The organism is Sphingobium yanoikuyae (genome assembly GCF_013001025.1).
Taxonomy (GTDB): Bacteria; Pseudomonadota; Alphaproteobacteria; order Sphingomonadales; family Sphingomonadaceae; genus Sphingobium; species Sphingobium yanoikuyae_A.
This window is the reverse complement of record NZ_CP053022.1, coordinates 91,736-110,222: the sequence shown is the minus strand read 5'-3', so window position 1 is coordinate 110,222 and position 18,487 is coordinate 91,736. Positions and strand designations below refer to the sequence as shown.

The window sequence follows — 18,487 nt, the reverse complement described above, 5'->3', positions numbered from 1 at the left end:
ACTCCATATACCCTCGCTTGTCAAAGCCAGGGACGAGTTCAACATGGGTCAATTCTCAGTGGAAATTTATGCCCTACCCGGGTCACTTCTCAGTGGAAATCAACAGACAGCATTCGTCCGGAAAAACAGGCAGAGAACCTTGGGGCAATAGCGCAGTCTTGCGAAGGTATCGGGATCAGTTTCACATGGGAGTTTGACCAAACCAACACCATCCATGCCCGCCACATAGTGACCGATACCGGATGGAAAATCGCTCTCGATAGGGGGTTGGATATTTTTCAGCAGTATGAGCTCAACGACGCCTTCAGCTTTGCTAACAGGCTTCAGCAGTTCAGATCAGTGAAGGCCTTCGAGGTTATCTATCTGAGAACCTCAAAGGCTGATTGATTTGCGCCCGCGCTTAATATTCCGCCTTGAGTGGCCTATTCAGCGGGAACGATAGTGAGTTCGTAATATGCTTAGGGCGAAACTAAAGCACGTGATAGACACCGGCATAGCCCACGGTATCGAGCAGCTATTGGGCGTCATACAGTCCGACAGTTCTGACAAAATCCACCGACATGAAACTGTGCGGGCGATCTTCCAACATTGTGAGCGAATCAATTTGGCTTGGCCGGTTCTGATCGAAGCGCAAGACATAATCGACCGTCGCGGGGCGATATTGGCCGGACCACTTTTTACCTCTGTCGATTTTCCTTGGCCAGCGGAAGATGGTCGCTGGCTAGAACCCGTTTTGCAAATACATCTTCCGCAACTCGGGCTTCTCAAGGGAGTGAACCTGGGTACGGAGTGGCTTCAGATCTGGGCTTGGGATCGTGGCGCAATCGTGCGCCTGGTACCGTCAGTAGCGGTCGCTGGAGCAGACATCACACCCGTACCGTCCCAACAGCCTAAGGATTACCATAGGCGATTGTTAGACATTGATCCTGCGAGAGAAACTCCCTTTTGGCTACCAGGTCACGCCATTTCGGGTTTTGACCAACCTTTTCTAGATTATGGAGCAGGCGATCTCAGCTACTATGTCGAGGAGCTACTAGGCAACAGATCGCTCGATCTACCATCATCTGTGCTGGATGCGGCCCAAAAACTACTTGCATTGATCGATGCAGACGAGCGGAGATACACTTTCCAGATTCGTGCATTCGGTATGATGAACGACTCCAGCCCTTACCCATTCTCAGCGCCACCGGTGCTTTTCGTACTTGAAGATGGCACACCTCCTTTGCGAGAAAGCGCCAATGGTGATGACGCCATTTACGTAAGTTACGAAATATCTCCAAGCGATAGCGTCAGCTTTGGCATTCTTAGAGTGTGAAAACGCATCAAATTAAGTCATGGGTGACATTTAACATAAGAAATATTATCAGTTTTTATCGTTTAATATCATAATCTTAATTACCATGCAGTTCTGCCTTCAGTGCCAACCGAGCAGCACGGTCGAGAACAATTGACGGGAGTTCACCGAGGCGAGCGGTGCCATCTAGCCCTGGCACGGTGACGCCACCTGAAATGACCTCTCGGACCCGGCCCGCGAGCGCCGCCACGCGGCGACGAAGAAACGGTAGAGCCAGTCCCGTATCGCCAGCAAAGCGCACAAAGCTTCCGGCATTTATTTCCTCCAGCGTAGCGGCACGGCCGAAACGCATGGCGAGCTTCGCTGACAGCTCTGGCCACATGTGGGTTGCAACCAGATCGTACAGCGGTGCGAGCACGACCTCGCCCTTGCTCTGCCGAACGAGACTATAATTTTTCGCATGGGCGTCAGCGTTGCCGATGATCACATTGAAGATTGCCGCGTCGGCAAGCTTCAGCACCTCGCGTGCCGGCCGGGTGGTCGCCTGGCGCGCCAACGCGAAGCAATCGCGGAAGGTTGGCCCGCCTTCGCTGGCATATTTGCGGTTGGACGGCACGCCCTGCGCCTGCGCAAAATCCTCCTGATGCAACCGGATCGTATGACCATCGCGATCCAGACGATCGTAACGAGTGACCAGCAGATAGGGTTTATCAGCGACCTCTCGCCACTCTGCCATGGCAGCATCGAGACCCACCGCGCGCGCCAGTGCCAGGCAGAAGCCTTCATTGGCGGCAAGGCCTGGAAAGCGATCTGGCTCTGGCTTGATGAGGTGTGTAGATGGCTCACCTACGCGCGGCACGGCCACCCGCCCCTCGGCCAGCACGACGGGGAGCTTGCCCTGGGCGCCAGCCAAGCTGAGCCGAGCGCCCCCTTGCCCGGCCAGCATCGGTACGCGCGGCAGGCGACCGATTAAAACCGCAAGCTCGGCATCATCCAGCGCAGGGGGCAGCTCACCTTCAGGAGGCAGCGGCGGTTTCTCCCCTTCGGGCAAAAAGGCGAGCGCGCCTGCAACATCACCGCCGAGCGCAGCCAACAATCGAAAGGGATTGTCAGGCGATACTCCGAGGGCCCGCGCGATGGCTGTTCGTTGCCCCTCTTCGGGCAGGAGTCCACCAAAGACGGCTTTACATAACGCATCGCCGAATGGCTCTGCTTGCTTTGGAAGCGCGTGCGAAAGCGGGCCTGCCGCTGGATCGGCTAACCAATCGTCGGCATAGATGAAATGCATTGCGCCGCCACGGTCGATGGAAAGTTCACCGGCGATCCGCTGATCAGACCAAACGACAAGTCGCTCAAGAATGTCGGCGGTCACGTTGGCTGTCCCGCGATCACGATCCCGTCAGGACGACGGATCTGAAGCTCGCAGCCTAAAGCCGCAAGAACCGTAATCACCTTGCCAATCTGTGCCGTTGCCTTGCCGCGCTCAAGTTCGACGATGAAGCGCAAGCCTACTCCGCTGGCCGCCGCCAATTCGTCCTGGCGCAGCCCCATTTCCTTGCGCTCGTCGCGAACAATCTGGCCGATCATCGTCATATCGAGCATATGACCTCACTTTCCCGAGCGGGAAATATAAGATCGACCAGACGATTTCAAGTTATAATTTTCCCGAACGGGGTATTTTAAGCGACGTTATGCGTGAAATGCCAGAAATTTCCCTATCGGGAAAGTTCATCGTGCGTTGCCTGAATCTTCAGGACGACGTCACCCATCCAGCCCGGCATAGCCGGGCGGGCCGCGACGAGCGCACGCGTACCGGCATCATCGAGCCGCGCGGCGATACGCCCGACCGCATCCGCGCCGATATTGCCTTTTCCGAGATGCGCGAGCGCCTGGACGATTGCATTCACAGAATCCGGCGCATCGAGCACCGGCGCGCGGCTGTGCCTCAAGGTGACGCGGCAGCCACCAGCCCTGACGGTGCGGGTGCGGCCGCTGGTGGCGTAACTTACCCGGGTGGGCACCTGTGTCGAGAAGCCAAGGCTATTGGCCGCCGCCGCTCCCGACGGGGCGAGCGCATCGCCGCTCTGCGCGGAGAGCGCTTGGGCCACCTGCCAGGGATCCGGGCTCAGGGCACCAAGCTTGTCATGCTGGCGGGGATAATCGTAGAGACCGCGGCCGATCCGACGGATGTCGCCGGCATGCGCGAGACGCGACAGCGCCATGTCGACCGAGCCGCGGGTACCGAAGTCGACGAACTGCTTGGGCGTAAACACCCAGCCACGGCCCTTGCCGCGCACACGCTTCATAATCCGATCAGCCACCGCAGACATGTCCATGCTCCTATCTGTTAGATAATAGCATCGTTTTTTCTAACAAGTTATGACCACAGAAAGCGCCAATTCCCTCGATTTTCCAAGACATTCCAGCACATGGTAGTGGGAGCATCCCTTAGCAAGATCAGCCGCCCATGCGAATCAGCGCTCCCGCCCACGCTCGGGCGGTGGCCGCTCGGGACCAGCTCCACCCTCCAGTTCGCGCGCCGGATGTGTCGCTTGCCGCCCCTGCATCATCTCACGGGCCAGCGCGAGACGTCGAGAAACCGCCGGCGGCATAGCCGCCAGGAAGACCGCAATTTCGCCGGAAAGCGCTTGGTCGCCGGCCTCACCGGTGCGTGCAGGGCCGCCTGTCCCAGGCGCTTACCAGCGGAGTGTCTGTGGCCTCGTCGCGAGACCCAACGGGAAAAATGGTTTTGTCGTAATCTTTGTCTAATGCTGGAAAAATATTTCAAAGGTGCCGAACATCGGGCCAGCCTGGCCGTTGGATGTATTGAGTCGGAAATGCATTCATCTGTTACCCGACTGTGATGAACCACTGACCGCACGGGCGTATAAGGCAGAAGACTGAATTGAAGAGCAAGGATATTCACGCGACGACGCCGGCCACCGATCATGGGCATACGGGGCCGCCCGCTTGCGTGCAGATTCGCGGCGCACGCCAGAATAACCTCAAAAATGTTGACGTCGATGTGCCGCGCAACGCCTTCGTGGTGTTCACCGGCATATCGGGCTCGGGCAAGTCATCGCTCGCGTTCGGCACCCTTTATGCCGAAGCCCAGCGGCGTTATCTGGAATCGGTTGCGCCTTATGCCCGTCGCCTGATCGACCAGGCCGGCGTGCCGGAGGTCGACGCGATCGACGGTTTGCCGCCTGCGGTCGCCTTGCAGCAGCAGCGCGGCTCGGCCAACGCGCGATCCTCGGTCGGCAGCGTGACGACGCTCTCTAGCCTGGTGCGAATGCTTTATTCGCGCGTCGGCGAATATCCGCGCCATCAGCCCATGCTCTATGCGGAGGATTTCTCCCCCAACACGGTCGCCGGCGCCTGCCCGACCTGTCACGGCATCGGGCGCGTCTATGACGCGACCGAAGAAACGATGGTGCCCGACGACACGCTGACGATCCGGGAACGCGCAGTCGCCGCTTGGCCGGCGGCATGGCATGGCCAGAATCTGCGCGATATCCTCGTGTCGCTCGGCTATAACGTCGACACGCCGTGGCGCGATCTGCCGAAGAAGGATCGCGACTGGATTCTCTTTACCGACGAGGCGCCGACGGTGCCGGTCTATGCGGGCCTGACGCCCGAACAGACCCGCGTGGCGCTGAAGCGCCGCATGGAACCGAGCTATCAGGGCACCTTCACCGGCGCGCGCCGCTATGTGCTGGAAACCTTCGCCAACACGAAAAGCGCGCTGATGAAGAAGCGCGTCTCGCAATACATCATCGGACGCGATTGCCCGACCTGCGACGGCAAGCGCCTGAAGCGCGAAGCCCTGTCCGTAAAGTTCGCGGGCCTCGACATCGCCGAGTTCGGCGATCTGACGGTGTTGAAACTCCGGGACTTGCTCACGCCAGTCGCGCATGGCGAATATGGGGGCGCCGCGGCGGTCCCGAAGAGCCATGTCCTCGGCAAGGCGGCCCGCGATGCGGCGGTCGAACGGCGGGTCGCGGCAGGAGGTTCGGCGCACAAGAGCGCGCCCGACGTACGCCGCACGCCCAATCTCTCCGACGAGAAGCGGATCGCCGCCCAACGCCTTGCCAGCGAATTGATCGAGCGGCTAGAGCCGCTGATCGATCTTGGCCTTGGCTACATTTCGCTCGACCGCAGCACGCCGACGCTTTCCTCCGGAGAGCTGCAGCGCTTGCGGCTTGCCACGCAATTGTCGTCACAGCTTTTCGGCGTGGTCTATGTGCTTGACGAACCTTCGGCAGGGTTGCACCCGGCAGATGGCGAAGCCTTGCTCACCATCCTCGAGCGTCTCAAGGCTGCGGGCAACTCCCTGTTCGTCGTCGAACATGATCTCGACGTGATCCGCCGCGCGGAATGGCTCGTCGATGTCGGGCCAGGAGCCGGGGAAAAGGGCGGTGAAGTCCTCTACAGCGGGCCGATAGAGGGGCTTGCCAACGTCGAGACTTCGATCACCCGCCGCTACCTGTTCGCAGAGCCGCTCCGCAGTGAGCACACACCGCGCGATGCCAAGGCATGGCTACGCCTGGAAGGGATCAGGCGGAACAATCTCCATGGTCTCGACGTCGAGTTTCCCATCGGCTGCTTCACCGCTGTCACCGGCGTTTCGGGATCGGGCAAATCCAGTCTTGTCAGTCAGGCGCTGCCCGAGCTCGTCACGGAACACCTCGGCGGCTCCCCCGTGGCCGAGGAGGAGGATATCGATCCGCTGCTCGATGTTGCGCAGAACGACACTGAAGGACGCATTGTCGCAGGCATGGAGCATGTTCGCAGGCTGGTGCGGGTCGATCAGAAGCCGATCGGCCGCACGCCGCGCTCGAACCTATCCACCTACAGCGGCATGTTCGACCATGTGCGACGGATCTTCGCTGATACGCCGCTCGCCCGCCGGCGGCACTACAGCCCGGGAAGGTTCTCGTTCAACGTCGCGCAAGGCCGCTGCCCTGTGTGCGAGGGCGAGGGATACGTCATGGTGGAGCTGCTGTTCCTGCCGAGCGTTTTTGCCCCGTGCTCGACCTGTCATGGCTCTCGCTACAACCCGCAAACGCTCGAAGTCGAATGGAACGGGCGCAATATCGCCCAGGTGCTCGAACTGACGGTCGACGATGCGTGCGATTTCTTCGCTGGCGAGGCATCTGTGATGCGCTCCCTCGACGTGTTGCGGGAGATCGGTCTTGGTTATCTGAGGCTCGGTCAGCCGGCGACCGAGCTGTCTGGCGGGGAGGCGCAGCGCATCAAGCTGGCGACTGAACTGCAACGCGCTCAACGCGGCAACACGATCTACATCCTCGACGAGCCAACTTCGGGACTTCACCCCTCCGATGGCGACCGGCTGATGCGACACCTGCGGGGCCTCGTAGAAGCCGGCAATACCGTCGTAGTCGTCGAACATGACATGCGCGCCATCACACAGGCGGACTGGATCATCGACCTGGGACCGGGGGCCGGGGAAGATGGGGGCCGTATCGTTGCCAGCGGCGTCCCTGGCGTCGTTGCGGAAGCGGAAGGCAGTCTCACCGCCCGCTATCTCAAGGCGGCGCTGTAGGTCGTAAATCTGGCCGAACGCACGTTCGATCAGGTGCATCTCAATCACACGTTGGGTTGGGTCGAATCTGGAAGTGGGAGCCGGCGATGTGTCACCGCGGTTGGCGCGGCTTAGGGTTTGGGTGCCCGTCAGGTGCGCCGTGTTCGTGTGATACGCGGCGTGGCGGACGGCCAATCGCTGGCCATCCGCCACGCTTGCTTTGTGCGGACCTTCTCCAGGGAGAGGGCCCTCACATGGTTCGTCGAAACGCCCCGCCTTAATTCCCTGCTGCGGGCGCTGCGCCGACATCTTCTGCGATTTCCTCAACGAGTTTGGCGCAGAAGGCGGGCAAATCATTGGGATCGCGGCTGGTAACAAGGCCGTTGTCGACCACGACTTCCTCATTGGTCCATGCACCGCCGGCGTTCTCGATATCGACCTTCAGCGTCGGGTAGGACGTCAAGGTGCGACCCTCAAGCACGCCCGCCTCGATCAATGTCCAAGGTGCATGGCATATAGCCGCAACAGGTTTTTTCTGATCGAAGAAAGCCCGGATGAAAGCAATTGCCTCGACGTTGCCGCGCAGCTTGTCGGCACCGACAGTCCCTCCGGGCACAACAAGTCCGTCAAAATCGTCGGCTTTCACCTCGGAAAACGTCTTGTCGATAGTATAGCTGGCGCCCTCGTCAAGATCGCCATTGACTGTGCGAGCCTTGCCCGGTTCAAAACTGACCACGGTCACTTTGCCACCAGCGTCCTCGACAGCTTGCTTGGGCTTCGAGAATTCTGGTTCTTCCGTCCCACGGGGTGCGATCAGAATGGCAATGGATTTGCCTTCCAAAGTCATAATTTATTTCCTATTCCGTCGAAGACTAAGGTCAGGTGCCCGGCTTGAGCACGACCTTCGTCCAGCCAGCGTCGCGCTCGTCAAAATGCTTGTAGGCGTCTGGTGCCTGATCAAGCGGCAGTCGGTGCGAGATGATTTGGGCAGGATTGGCCCGGCCTTGCTCGATAAGCTTCATCAGTCGCCGGTTGTAGTGCTTTACATTGCACTGGCCGGTGCCGATCTTCTGGCCCTTGAACCAGAAGTTGCCGAAGTCGAACGCCATCTTGCCTTCCTTCTGGAGATCGTCGGGCGCGTTCGGGTCTTCCGGAATGAACACGCCGACGACGCCGATTCCGCCGGTGGCCTTCGTGCTTTTGACGAGGCAGTTCATCGTGTAGTTGCTGCGCTCCTTGCCGTGGCGATCGCAACACTGATACCCGACCGCCTCGACCCCGCGGTCGGTCCCGAGGCCGCTGGTCGCGTCAAGGATCTGCTGGGCGGGATCGCCCTTGCGCATGTCGATCGGAATAGCGCCCATCGCCTTGGCCAGTTTCAGGCGGTCATCGTGAGAATCGACCACGAAGATCTGAGAGGCACCGCGGATCTCGGCTGAGTGCGCGGCCATCAAACCGACCGGACCGGCGCCGTAGATCGCGATGCTTTCGCCAGGCAGGAAACCCGACAGTTCGACGCCATGCCAACCGGTGGGGAAGATGTCGGAGAGCATGACATAGTCATCCTCCTTCTCCTCAGCGTCCTCAGGCAGTTTCAGACAATTGAAGTCCGCATAAGGAACGCGCATCAACTCGGCCTGACCACCTTGCCACGGACCCATCTCGGCAAAGCCATACGCTGCGCCGGCGGTTCCAGGGTTGGTGGTGAGGCAGAAACCCGTCAAACCGCGTTCGCAATTTTCGCAGAAACCGCAACCGACATTGAACGGCATGCACACGCGATCGCCCTTCTTGATACGATCTACCGCAGAGCCGACTTCGATGACCTCGCCAAGGTTTTCGTGACCGAAGACCCTGCCCTTCTCGAAGCTGGTACGGCCCTCATACATGTGAAGGTCCGACCCGCAGATATTGGTCGTGGTCAGCCGGATGATAACATCGGTCTGCTTTTCGATCTTGGGATCATCGATGGTGCTGACAGAAACATCTTTGGGCCCGTTGTACACGACAGCTTTCACGGATCTTTTCCTTTCGCAGCTCTTCTCAACGCGTTATCAAATCGACAGCTTGGTGATCCGGTCCATCGCAACGGCGGACGACATCGCACCCTTCCAAGTGATCTCAGTTTCCTGAACCTTCTGCCATCTGAGAGGTTCCTACCCGTATGGCCGTCCCAGGATCGATTTATTGCGGTTTTCTGAATAACTGGGCCAGAACAGCCGAATAACGCGCTAAATGGAGGCGACCCGCGCCGCGCGGGAGGCACGCCCGGCGCCCGAGCGCCGCCGCCGACTGAGCGGCGCCGCGCTCCAAGGCTCAGCCGCGCGCGAACGCCTGCGCCGCTGCCTCGGCCATGCTCTCGTCCTGCTTGCCGGTGCCGCCCGACACGCCCACCGCGCCGATCACCGTCTCGCCCTCCTTGATCGGCATGCCACAGGCGAAGATCATCACCTTGCCGCCGTTGTAGGCATGGATGCCGTAGAGGTCGGCGCCCGGCTGGGCGAGCTTCGCCAGCGCCTTGGTCTCGACGTCGAACGCGCGCGCCGTCCACGCCTTGCCGATCGCGATGTCGACGCTGCCGCGCCACGCATCGTCCATCCGCGCGAACGCCAGGAGGCAGCCGCTCGCGTCCACCACCGCGATGTTCGTCGGGTTGCCAATCCGTTCGGTCTCCGCGATCCCCGCATCGATGATCGTCCGCGCGTCGAGCGTCTGGATGGAGTGCATGGCGTGTCTCCGTGGCCAGTCCGGGGAAAACCGCTCGACGCACGCCGCCGCGCCCGTGTTTCCCCCACGCGGGCGATGAGAGCGACGCGCTAGGGTGCCGACTGCTTCCGCTATTTCGCGGCCAGCAAGGTGAACTTGTGAATCTGCGGCGGTTCGGAAAACAGTTCGTCTGCCTTGTCCATCAATGCGGCAGCAACCTTGCCGTCGAGATGGGCCTGCCGATCCTCCTCTGTGTCGAACGTATCGAAGATCGCGTACGCACCGGGACCTTCCTCGATCGCATACCAGGTCAGAGTGCCCGCCTCAGCTTGAACGAGCGGCAATGCCGAGGTCAGGAAATTGGCGACATCACGCTCTTTTCCGGGCTTGGCCTTCAGTGGTACATACAGGGCAAGTTTGGGCATAAATGACTCCCCAAGTGAAACGGGCAGATGTTATTCGGCAAAGTAACGGACGAGCGGGCCGGTCGTTCCCCATGAGGCGGAGCACAGGCGGCCCCGCCTCCTGGTCGAAATCAGAATTGCTGTGCGGTCGGCCGGATGACGATCGCGTTGACGTCGACGTCATCAGGTTGTTCGACAGCGAACGCGATAGCACGCGCCACCGATGCCGCCGGGATGGCCTGTTTGTAGAAGTCCAGCACCGTCTTGGCAGCCGCGCCAGAGGTCGTGAACTTCAAATCGCTTTCGACAGCTCCAGGCTCGATTGACGTGACCCGGACCTTTTCCCCCACCTCATGGCGCAAGCCCTCGCTGATCGCGCTGACGGCGAACTTGGTGCCGGAATAGACCGTGCCGCCCGGTGCGAAGACCTTGATGCCCGCAACCGAGCTCAAGTTGATGATGTGACCGCTGCCCTGCTCGAGAAAGCCGGGAAGGGCCGCAGCGATGCCGTAGAGCGTGCCCTTCAGATTGACGTCGATCATCTGGTCCCACTCGTCGGTGTTGACCTCGGCCATCGGACGGATCGGCATCAGACCGGCGTTGTTGATCAGTACGTCGAGACGGCCGAAGTCGGCGACGATCGCGGCGACGACGGACTGGACCGCCGACTTGTCGGTGACGTCGAGCGCATAGGCGCGTGCCGTTCCGCCGTTCTCGGCGATCTGCGCGACGACGTCGTCGAGCTTGTCCTTGCGCCGTGCGGCGATGGCGACCTTCGCACCGCGTTCGGCGAGAAGCCGCGCGGTTTCCGCGCCGATGCCGGTGCTGCCGCCGGTGATGAGAACAACCTTGCCTTCGATACCTTTGGTCATGATTGTGTTTCCTTCACTTCAAATGTTGATTTTTCGCTGGGTCGCGGCCCCGCGCCAGCGGTAGCCGCGTGGATGAACGAGGCCCATAAGGCCCAGGCGAAGCGCAGGTGCCAACAGGCCGATCATCCGCAGCTCCTCTATGTAGAACGGTTGTGCCAGCAGCGCCGACCCCACCCATTCTTTAAGGTTGCCCATGGCAGCACCCCTAGGTCGCGGAGACGGGGTTGAGGACGAACGCGCCGCGCTCAGCCAGATCGCCGATCTGAGAGAGGTAGTTTTGGAAGTGGGGCGTCGCGCGGTGGGCGGTAACCGCATCCGCGTCCGCGTACAGCTCGTCGAGGACGAAGCGGTTCGGATCGCTCTGGTCCTGCCAGAGATCGTAGCGCAAATTGCCCGGCTCGGCACGGCTCGGCTTTAGCATGGCGTCGAGCAGAGCGCGCAGGCGGTCGACGGTATCCGCACGGGCGGTTAAGACGGCGACGATCTTCACGTTGGAGGTCATGGTACCGTTCCTCATAATGGTTCTATGCGAAGCGGGGCGCATCCTGAGCGCCCCGCCCGTCATCCTGGTACTCACGCAGCGGCGCGATCGAGGGCTTCGATCAAAGCGTCGGCCATGGCTTGGTCCGACGCCGGATTCTGACCCGTGATCAGCTCCCGGTCCACGACGACATTCGAAGCGAAGTTCTTGTCGGTGACAGAGACGTCGCCACCGGCCGACCGCAGCGCCTTTTCCATGTCGAAGTAGAGTTCGCCCTTCAGCACTTGCTCCTCGGCGATCTTTTCCTCGCTCGCCGAAAAGACTGTCATGCGGTAACCCGCGTAGATCCAGTCTCGCGCCAGGTCGGCCGCCCCGGCGTCATCGCCTTCCTCCAGCGCCTTGCGGAAGGCCGGAGCATCGTCGAGCGCGGAGACAACGACCACCGGTCCGTGGCAGAGGAGCGCGGTCGGCTTGGCCGTCGCGTGGAAGTGACGGAGGATCGTGCCCGCATCGCGGTCCTGCATCAGATCGACAATGGGCGCGTGACCTCCCGGCACGAACACGCCAACGAAGCCGTCCAGACCCTCGTCGACGACCGATTTCAGCGTGCGGACGTCGTTCATGGCCGGGTGGCTGGCGAAGAAGTCCTTGGCGCGCTGGTATGCCGCCTCATCACCGCCGAAGTGGTCCTTCGTGTCGGAGCCGGCGTCGATGTGCGGCTTGGTCCCGTTGGGCGTAGCGAGAACAATATCATAGCCGGCGTCGAGCAGTGCCAGCGCGGGGACTGCCGTCTCGTTGAGATACTGACCGACCGTTGCGGTACTGCCGCTACGCAGACCGAGCCGTGTCGCATTCGATCCAAGAACGAGAACCTGACCCTTGCTCATCTCAACCTCCATGTTCGCGGCGCCCGTCGCCGATGGATGGGAAATGGGCCTCGTTGATATATTCTAGAAGTTTATATTTCTAATGTCAGATATACGTCTGACAGGATGACTGCATGCGCTACGATCTGAACCTGCTGCCGATCTTCGTCGCGTTGATGGAGGAGCGCAGCGTCACGCGGGCTGCCGAGCGCATGGGCATGACGCAGCCCGCCCTGTCTAATGCCCTATCGCGTCTACGACTGATGCTTCAGGACCAACTGTTCGTCCGCGAGCGCTACGGCATCCAGCCGACCCCGATCGCGCTTGAACTCTCACCGCTGATCGCCGAGGCACTTGCGCAGCTCGACAATGCGGTCCTCGGTCAGCAGGCCTTCGACCCCGTAAAGGCCGAACGGCTCTTCACGATCGCGCCGAACGGCTATGTCGAGTTCGTCCTCGTCCCCGCTATCGTGGCGCGCCTGGAGAAGGTCGCCCCCGGCATAAAGCTTCGTCTGACGCCCTACGGGAACGATCTTGTGGAAACAGGCGTCGTGTCGGGCACGACGGCGCTCGTGCTGGGCCGCATCGTCGATCCGCCCGATAACCTCGTCGTCCAGCACCTGATGGACGAAGGGCTCGCCTGCGCCGTCCGTACCGACCATCCGGGCGTCGGCGATGTCATGACGCGCGAGCAGTTCGAGACGATGAAGCATGTCAACATCGTGCCGCCCGGACGGATGCGCGCCGGTTTGTTTCAGGCGCTGGCGCAGCAACAGCTGAAGCGCGACGTCGCGATCTCCGTGACCAACTTCTTCGCGGCAGCCGAGATGGTAGCGGTGACCGACTATTGCGCCACCCTGCCCACGCTCATCTGCCGACAGTTGATGCACGACCCCCGGCTGAAGGTCCTGCCCGCCCCGGTCGACCTCGGCAGCTTTCCCGTCGAGATGGCCTGGCACGTCCGTTACCGCCACGATCCCGCCCACCGCTGGCTACGGGCGCTGATCGGCGAAGTCATCATCGACTTCAAGGACAAGACGGCAGCAACAGCCATGACGTCGCCAACGTGATGGACTTCATTCGGCCGGGCGACGCCGGTTGAATTTCACAAACATTCCTTAGGGTCAGGACGCGTTGATCACAGCCAGAAGATGACGGTGGCGGCGTGGGCGATGGCGGAGAAGAAGACCGTAGGGCAGCGATCGTAGCGGGTGGCGACGCGGCGCCAGTCTTTGAGGCGGCCGAACATGATCTCGATGCGGCTGCGGCGCCGATAGCGGCGCTTATCGTATCGGACGGGCTCGTTGCGCGACCTGCGGCTTGGGATGCAAGGCTCGATGCCCTTGGCCTGAAGAGCGTCCCTGAACCAGTCGGCATCGTAGCCGCGGTCGCCGAGCAGCCACTGCGCTTTTGGCAGGTCGTCCAGCAGCGCGGCCGCACCGGTGTAGTCGCTGACCTGACCGGCGGTCATGAAGAAGCTCAAGGGCGACCGTTCGCGTCGGCGACGGCATGGAGCTTGGTGTTCATGCCGCCTTTCGTGCGTCCGATCAGGCGGTCGAGATCCCCCTTTTTACCCGTAGGCTCGATGCCGTGCGGTGCGCCTTCAGGTAGGTCGCGTCGATCATCACCGTTTTGGGTTTGGCGCCCACCGCAGCCGGACCTTCTATGATGCGCGTGAACACGCGTGCCTCACCCCAGCGCTTCCAGCGGTTGTGCGGGCCGTACACGCCAGGGGCGTCGCGCCAGCGCAGCCCGTTGCGGTTGACGAATACGATGCCGCTCAGCACCCGCCGGTCATCCACTCGAGATTTGCCGTGGCTCTTCAGAAAGAACGGCCGCAGCCGCTCCATCTGCTCATCCGTTAGCCAAAACAGGTCGCTCATGTCCTTCGTGCTTGTCGATCCGCAAAGCCAACACCAACGCCAGGCAGCAGTGCAGGCCATCATGCCATCTCTCGGAATTCGGCAGCGCTCTGACTGCCGTTTCGCTAGCGTTTGGTGCCGAAGGGTGGGGCAGAGGGAGAGAGCTGTACCACCCCCGGTAGGGACCGTGGGGCTGACGGGGCGGGGATAGACGACGTCCGGCATGGTTTCCGACAGATCGTGCCGGCAGTGAGGAATGCTCCCTTCTTATTCACCTGCCCCCTAAGTCGGCCGTCCAGCGTCTCCAATGCGCGCCCGATAGATTTGCCCAGCCCCTGTTCACCCATTGGGAGGTCGGCAGATACGGACGACAAGTTGCAGGCGAACCCGATGAACAGGACCTGCTGGTCGAGACTATGATGCACTGGCTTGAGCGCCACGATCCGCAGACCGGGCGCAAAGCGCGCGACGCAGCGGCGACAACGGCGTCCCTCACTCGGTGGCTGCCCGCTACAATGAACGAAGCAGCAGGCGGCGACATGGTGCTAACGGCCGCCATCACCGGAATCATTCCCAGCATGGCCGAAGCCTCAAGCGCCTACGGGGCCCTTTCGCAGGACAGGCTGGCCCGCCATTATCGTTCCTCCATCAACGGGATCGACACCCTACCCCCTGTCACTTTACCCGCAACCGTGGCCGCTACACATATCGGTGGACGCTTTACGCCCACGGATGAGACCGTTGGTGATCTGGTGCGCTCTCTGGCCGAGGGTCTGGAAGCGGCGCCGCGGCCTATCGAGATGCTCCATCAGGCCATGACCCGTTACAGCGTAGGCTTGCTGGCCTTTGCTCTTGCCCATCGCGGAATTACAGGATCCTTGCCGGCGTCAAAGGACGTCGATGACAACACGCGCTTCTACTCGCTCACAGACAAAAATGTCAGGGGAACGGAAACCCAGAGATTGGTCTGGCTCTGTGACACAGCCATGGAGCAACTGCGCCTCTATGACGAGCATGTAAAGTGTCTCGAAGATATGCTTCCAGAAGAGACGGCACGACAGGTTGGCCAGATCAGGGAACAACGCGATCTTCCGCTTTTCCGGTTGAAACGCCACCGTTCAAAATCGTTCGATCGCGAGTTGCTCACGGCAGAGCCAATCAAGGTAACAAACGCAATCGGTCAGGCCATGGCCGTGCAGCACTTAAGGAAAAATGCAGGCCGTCACTGGTTGCGGACGAAGCTCGTCGGACAATGCAGTACTGAAACCATTCATGCCTTTTACGGCCATGGGCCGCTGGACAGCGGCAGTTGGGACATGTTCAGTGCGCTCGACCCGGCGGTGTATCGGGCCGATCTCGCCCGTACGCTTGATCCTGTCCTTCAGGCAGCCGGATGGATTCCGCGTGCCGCCAATCTCGCGATCGCCACGCTGTGACAATGGTGCTGGCAGACTTCGACCTGGCATATGAAGATGACGATTTGCATGCCGTTGAGGTACAGGAATCCGCAATTGATGTGCGTTCGCCGCTCTATCTTATGGGAAAAATGCTAACTTCGGCCGTCCAGCGCGGCGGATTGCATAACGCGCTGCTCTGGCCTTCATGGATGCAGGGAGTTGATCGCTGGGTTCTGGTCCAGGGTAGCATGCTGTCGATCGATATGGAGTTGGATGGCCATTCGGCCCGATGGTTTGCCGATCCTGTCACCGCCATGCTGATCGTGCAGTGGAGGAGAGATGGGCATCGGCTACCGGCTGAGGCGACCCCGGAGGAATGCTTTGCTGCGTACGGACGAACAGAAATAGATAAAGATGGGCGCCGCGGTCAGCTACTGGTTGAAGACGCCGGCAGAGCCTGGCGAATGCACCTACCCGGATTGCTTTTGGCCCACGCGCAGGGCCGTGCCCCCGGCGTGTCCGTCAGCCATGAAAGCTGGTTTCGCATCATCCATGGTGATGTGGTGCCTGGCGAAGTCCTAAAACCGGTGCAGGATAAGCGGAAAAATGAAAAGAAATACAATATAATTCTGGATCCGCTTATTCTGGCCGCATCTGATGCACTTAATCCTACCCGATCAATTTTCAAAAGTGGCGTAAATCTAAAGAAATCTAAAATAAAAAGAATAGTACTAAATAATTTGTCAAATATATCACTGATTGGCAACGACAAATTTAAATTGCAAAACACGCTTGTAGATTGGTGCAAATATGCAATTCGGAGCGAACGCGGTCGAAACGGAAAAGGTTATTCAATATCTACGGTAAGAGGTTATTTTGATTGCCTAGTATCAATGTTTATAGGCTGGCATCATGAATTCAACCCCTTGACCATCCCATGGCTCACTCTTGAAGAATATGTAAAATCCTTTCTAGCAAATGAAAAGCGTCATCAGCACCGTAATAAGTGCATAAATGCATTTCAGTCATTCGGGCGCTTCCTGTATAATTGCCGTGGTTCAGAACCGATCGATTTCGGACTGGACGAATATCGGTTGGAAGACCCTATTTCCGCCGATCTTCTGTTGCCCGAAGAATATGATCGACTCATCCGCCTACTCGATAGAACCAAACAGGAGCAGATTGCCCTTGTCGTTATATTGCTTTTTCGCACCGGCCTCCGTCTGACAGAGGCCGTTGGACTGCGTTGCGGCGATTTTGCCAGTGCGGGCGATCGTTTAGAACTCTTCGTGGAAAAAAATGAAGAACGGGTTCTGAAAACACCGGGAAGTCGACGAATCATTCCCCTCGACATACTGCTCGAATCTGAAGAACTGGCGCGACTGCAGCGCTTTCTTAAAGCGCAACGGACCAAAACGATCGAAGGGCGCGACGGGTGGCTGTTCGGTACAGCCGATAGTGCAACTGCTCCGAATTCCGCCTTCGCGAGCAGCGCGATCAACGATGCCTTGAAAAGGGCTTCTGCCCGTGAATTGGAGCACGGTCATTTACGCCACAGCTTCGCGTCCTATTTGCTGGCGACGCTGATGTTGCCGGTCGATATGGCCGAACCGCCCGTGCCGCGCCGACTGACCAGCGTGATTTCGCAGCAGCGCAGGGAACGGGTCGCGCAGCGCTTGCTAGGTGCGGAAAGACTCGGAGCCAGCGCCCTACACGCAGTCAGCCAGGTTATGGGTCATAGCGGACCAGACATGACATTGCGTTCATATATCCATCTACTGGATTGGTTGCTGGGCCTCTATTGCGCCCGCCCTTCTTCCTTCGATGTGCTTGAGCCTGAATTGCTGCAGGAATTGACCAAAGTCAAACCGGACGCATGGCGCAAGCGAAAGGGTCGGCTGAAAAGGTCCGACGCACTGCAATGCCCTCCATTGCCCTGTCGCCCGACTGCATCGCAGCTTCTATCCTACACGCCTCAGATGGACGCCAAAAGGGCTGAGATATCTTTGCTGCAATCGGCGCTTAAGAAGGCCAGCAAGTCTCTAGCCGTTGATTTTACCTCGCGATCGGCAAGGCCGTTGCCGGAAAATTTCGGTAGGCCCGCGACATTCACAGCAGAGGAAAAGCAGCTGCCCACCTCGCCTCAAGCTATACACAAGCCGAGGTCCAAGAAGCGCGCAAGGGATTGGCTTGCGCCTCATGCCATTCCCGCTCGGAACATGATTGATCTGTTTTCGGGCAACGCGCAGGCTGGCAATGGCAAGCATGTCTATTGGAGGAGGGCCAGCAACAGTCTTCTGCCAGTTGGATTCTGGCAAGGCAAGAAAGGGCAGCTGCTGCTTTCCCCACTGACGAAAGATCCCGCCTATCTGAAGGCGCTGGAGAGCCGCCTGAGCCTCAGTCGAAAGGTGGGCGCGCGTGAGGCTCGAGTACTGGAGACAGCGCTCACAGCGATGTTGCAAAATACAAGGAGTAATGAATTCCTTTTCCGGAACCTGAAAGACGGAGAAATTTTCGTCAATCTGCTGTTGAAGGCCATGGGCTTTAAGGAGGCGGACATTCATCTGCGCCACACATGCAAACTTTATCCAATGCGCAATTCGGCCACATTGCATCTTTTTCTGAAAAGCCGGGATGTCATTCCGCCATTGAAGGGGCGCAGCCGGTGGCGCGGGTCGCTTGCGGTCAGGCTAGAACAGAAAGAACGTAAAAGCCTACAGGATGATCGCGCGTTCAAATTGGCGATTGTTCTTTTGGCTATCCACGTCCGCGCTGAGCAACTGGCGGCCGATGCCCTGGCCCGCCCTACTAGCCAGCGTCGCCTAGCATTGATCGTCAAACTGTTCAGGGAAATGAATGGAAGGGCCATGCAGGAGGTCGGCTGAAATCATATGGTACCTGGTAGCAATCTTATGCCTATCCGATATGATTTGGAGTTATTTTGGTTCCTATGTCCGAGCGCCGATGATTTGCTGATCAGTTAAACCATACCAAAGTTGCCGGCTACAAATACGAATTCCTCAGCGGAAGAAATGGCCGCCAGCGCCAAGGGTTGGCCGG

Annotated in this window: 16 protein-coding genes and 2 pseudogenes; 6 read left to right on the top strand and 12 right to left on the bottom strand. The window is 59.6% G+C overall.

Translation table 11 applies throughout. The features are described 5' to 3' along the window. Window positions 1-120 precede the first annotated feature (120 nt). Window positions 121-387, top strand: a pseudogene (locus HH800_RS25740) (MIT C-terminal domain-containing protein); the annotation flags it as partial. 91 nt (window positions 388-478) lie between these two features. Next, a complete protein-coding gene (locus tag HH800_RS25735) occupies window positions 479-1,315 on the top strand; it encodes a hypothetical protein (protein ID WP_155276517.1) in 837 nt (278 codons plus the stop codon). 76 nt (window positions 1,316-1,391) lie between these two features. On the opposite strand, the gene HH800_RS25730 is transcribed toward HH800_RS25735, so the two are convergent. The 3 genes from HH800_RS25730 to HH800_RS25720 all read right to left on the bottom strand — a co-directional run bounded on the left by HH800_RS25730 (window position 1,392) and on the right by HH800_RS25720 (window position 3,630). Further along, window positions 1,392-2,666 carry a type II toxin-antitoxin system HipA family toxin gene (locus HH800_RS25730; RefSeq protein WP_026109697.1) on the bottom strand — a complete coding sequence of 425 codons (1,275 nt, stop codon included), beginning with the start codon at window positions 2,664-2,666 and terminating at the stop codon, window positions 1,392-1,394. Continuing rightward, window positions 2,663-2,896 (bottom strand): helix-turn-helix transcriptional regulator, encoded by a 234-nt coding sequence (locus HH800_RS25725; protein ID WP_017503541.1) that lies wholly within the window; start codon window positions 2,894-2,896, stop codon window positions 2,663-2,665. The genes HH800_RS25730 and HH800_RS25725 overlap by 4 nt, the downstream gene beginning before the upstream one ends. A gap of 113 nt (window positions 2,897-3,009) precedes the next feature. Next, a complete protein-coding gene (locus HH800_RS25720; RefSeq protein ID WP_017503542.1) occupies window positions 3,010-3,630 on the bottom strand; it encodes a DUF6088 family protein in 621 nt (206 codons plus the stop codon). A gap of 638 nt (window positions 3,631-4,268) precedes the next feature. On the opposite strand from HH800_RS25720, the gene HH800_RS25715 reads away from it, so the two are divergent. Continuing rightward, a complete protein-coding gene (locus HH800_RS25715; RefSeq protein WP_037522566.1) occupies window positions 4,269-6,860 on the top strand; it encodes an excinuclease ABC subunit UvrA in 2,592 nt (863 codons plus the stop codon). 256 nt (window positions 6,861-7,116) lie between these two features. Here HH800_RS25715 and HH800_RS25710 read toward each other — a convergent pair whose 3' ends face one another. The 8 genes from HH800_RS25710 to HH800_RS25675 all read right to left on the bottom strand — a co-directional run bounded on the left by HH800_RS25710 (window position 7,117) and on the right by HH800_RS25675 (window position 12,189). Next, window positions 7,117-7,686, bottom strand: coding sequence for a type 1 glutamine amidotransferase domain-containing protein (locus HH800_RS25710; protein ID WP_026109580.1), 570 nt, complete (start codon window positions 7,684-7,686; stop codon window positions 7,117-7,119). A 31-nt stretch (window positions 7,687-7,717) separates the two neighbouring features. Further along, window positions 7,718-8,857, bottom strand: a complete 1,140-nt coding sequence (locus HH800_RS25705) for a glutathione-independent formaldehyde dehydrogenase (protein ID WP_026109581.1) — start codon at window positions 8,855-8,857, stop codon at window positions 7,718-7,720. A gap of 298 nt (window positions 8,858-9,155) precedes the next feature. Then, complete coding sequence (locus HH800_RS25700; RefSeq protein WP_169863453.1) at window positions 9,156-9,566, bottom strand: GlcG/HbpS family heme-binding protein; 411 nt, start codon at window positions 9,564-9,566, stop codon at window positions 9,156-9,158. A gap of 110 nt (window positions 9,567-9,676) precedes the next feature. Then, on the bottom strand, window positions 9,677-9,970 hold the full coding sequence (locus tag HH800_RS25695) for a putative quinol monooxygenase (RefSeq protein ID WP_017503034.1): 294 nt from the start codon (window positions 9,968-9,970) through the stop codon (window positions 9,677-9,679). Between the two features lie 110 nt (window positions 9,971-10,080). Next, on the bottom strand, window positions 10,081-10,821 hold the full coding sequence (locus HH800_RS25690) for an SDR family oxidoreductase (protein ID WP_169863452.1): 741 nt from the start codon (window positions 10,819-10,821) through the stop codon (window positions 10,081-10,083). Window positions 10,822-10,839: 18 nt separating this feature from the next. After that, window positions 10,840-11,016 (bottom strand): hypothetical protein, encoded by a 177-nt coding sequence (locus tag HH800_RS25685; RefSeq protein ID WP_017503036.1) that lies wholly within the window; start codon window positions 11,014-11,016, stop codon window positions 10,840-10,842. A 10-nt stretch (window positions 11,017-11,026) separates the two neighbouring features. Then, window positions 11,027-11,323, bottom strand: coding sequence for a putative quinol monooxygenase (locus HH800_RS25680; RefSeq protein WP_026109582.1), 297 nt, complete (start codon window positions 11,321-11,323; stop codon window positions 11,027-11,029). 71 nt (window positions 11,324-11,394) lie between these two features. Further along, window positions 11,395-12,189 (bottom strand): type 1 glutamine amidotransferase domain-containing protein, encoded by a 795-nt coding sequence (locus HH800_RS25675; RefSeq protein WP_026109583.1) that lies wholly within the window; start codon window positions 12,187-12,189, stop codon window positions 11,395-11,397. Window positions 12,190-12,302: 113 nt separating this feature from the next. On the opposite strand from HH800_RS25675, the gene HH800_RS25670 reads away from it, so the two are divergent. Beyond that, window positions 12,303-13,238, top strand: coding sequence for a LysR substrate-binding domain-containing protein (locus tag HH800_RS25670; RefSeq protein WP_017503039.1), 936 nt, complete (start codon window positions 12,303-12,305; stop codon window positions 13,236-13,238). 68 nt (window positions 13,239-13,306) lie between these two features. Here HH800_RS25670 and HH800_RS25665 read toward each other — a convergent pair. Continuing rightward, window positions 13,307-14,051: pseudogene (locus HH800_RS25665) on the bottom strand (IS5 family transposase). 494 nt (window positions 14,052-14,545) lie between these two features. Here HH800_RS25665 and HH800_RS25660 point away from each other — a divergent pair. After that, the gene (locus HH800_RS25660; protein ID WP_169863451.1) at window positions 14,546-15,466 is read left to right on the top strand and encodes a hypothetical protein; all 921 of its coding nucleotides are present in this window, start codon (window positions 14,546-14,548) and stop codon (window positions 15,464-15,466) included. A gap of 2 nt (window positions 15,467-15,468) precedes the next feature. After that, the gene (locus HH800_RS25655; protein ID WP_162181992.1) at window positions 15,469-18,312 is read left to right on the top strand and encodes a tyrosine-type recombinase/integrase; all 2,844 of its coding nucleotides are present in this window, start codon (window positions 15,469-15,471) and stop codon (window positions 18,310-18,312) included. Window positions 18,313-18,487: the final 175 nt, after the last annotated feature.

Excerpts from the sequence above, each read along its gene's own strand:
- HH800_RS25725 (WP_017503541.1), bottom strand. The coding sequence starts at position 2,896 with ATGCTCGATATGACGATGATCGGCCAGATTGTTCGCGACGAGCGCAAG.
- HH800_RS25720 (WP_017503542.1), bottom strand. The coding sequence starts at position 3,630 with ATGGACATGTCTGCGGTGGCTGATCGGATTATGAAGCGTGTGCGCGGC.
- HH800_RS25710 (WP_026109580.1), bottom strand. The coding sequence starts at position 7,686 with ATGACTTTGGAAGGCAAATCCATTGCCATTCTGATCGCACCCCGTGGG.
- HH800_RS25700 (WP_169863453.1), bottom strand. The coding sequence starts at position 9,566 with ATGCACTCCATCCAGACGCTCGACGCGCGGACGATCATCGATGCGGGG.
- HH800_RS25695 (WP_017503034.1), bottom strand. The coding sequence starts at position 9,970 with ATGCCCAAACTTGCCCTGTATGTACCACTGAAGGCCAAGCCCGGAAAA.
- HH800_RS25690 (WP_169863452.1), bottom strand. The coding sequence starts at position 10,821 with ATGACCAAAGGTATCGAAGGCAAGGTTGTTCTCATCACCGGCGGCAGC.
- HH800_RS25685 (WP_017503036.1), bottom strand. The coding sequence starts at position 11,016 with ATGGGCAACCTTAAAGAATGGGTGGGGTCGGCGCTGCTGGCACAACCG.
- HH800_RS25680 (WP_026109582.1), bottom strand. The coding sequence starts at position 11,323 with ATGACCTCCAACGTGAAGATCGTCGCCGTCTTAACCGCCCGTGCGGAT.
- HH800_RS25675 (WP_026109583.1), bottom strand. The coding sequence starts at position 12,189 with ATGAGCAAGGGTCAGGTTCTCGTTCTTGGATCGAATGCGACACGGCTC.
- HH800_RS25670 (WP_017503039.1), top strand. The coding sequence starts at position 12,303 with ATGCGCTACGATCTGAACCTGCTGCCGATCTTCGTCGCGTTGATGGAG.
- HH800_RS25660 (WP_169863451.1), top strand. The coding sequence starts at position 14,546 with ATGAACGAAGCAGCAGGCGGCGACATGGTGCTAACGGCCGCCATCACC.
- HH800_RS25655 (WP_162181992.1), top strand. The coding sequence starts at position 15,469 with ATGGTGCTGGCAGACTTCGACCTGGCATATGAAGATGACGATTTGCAT.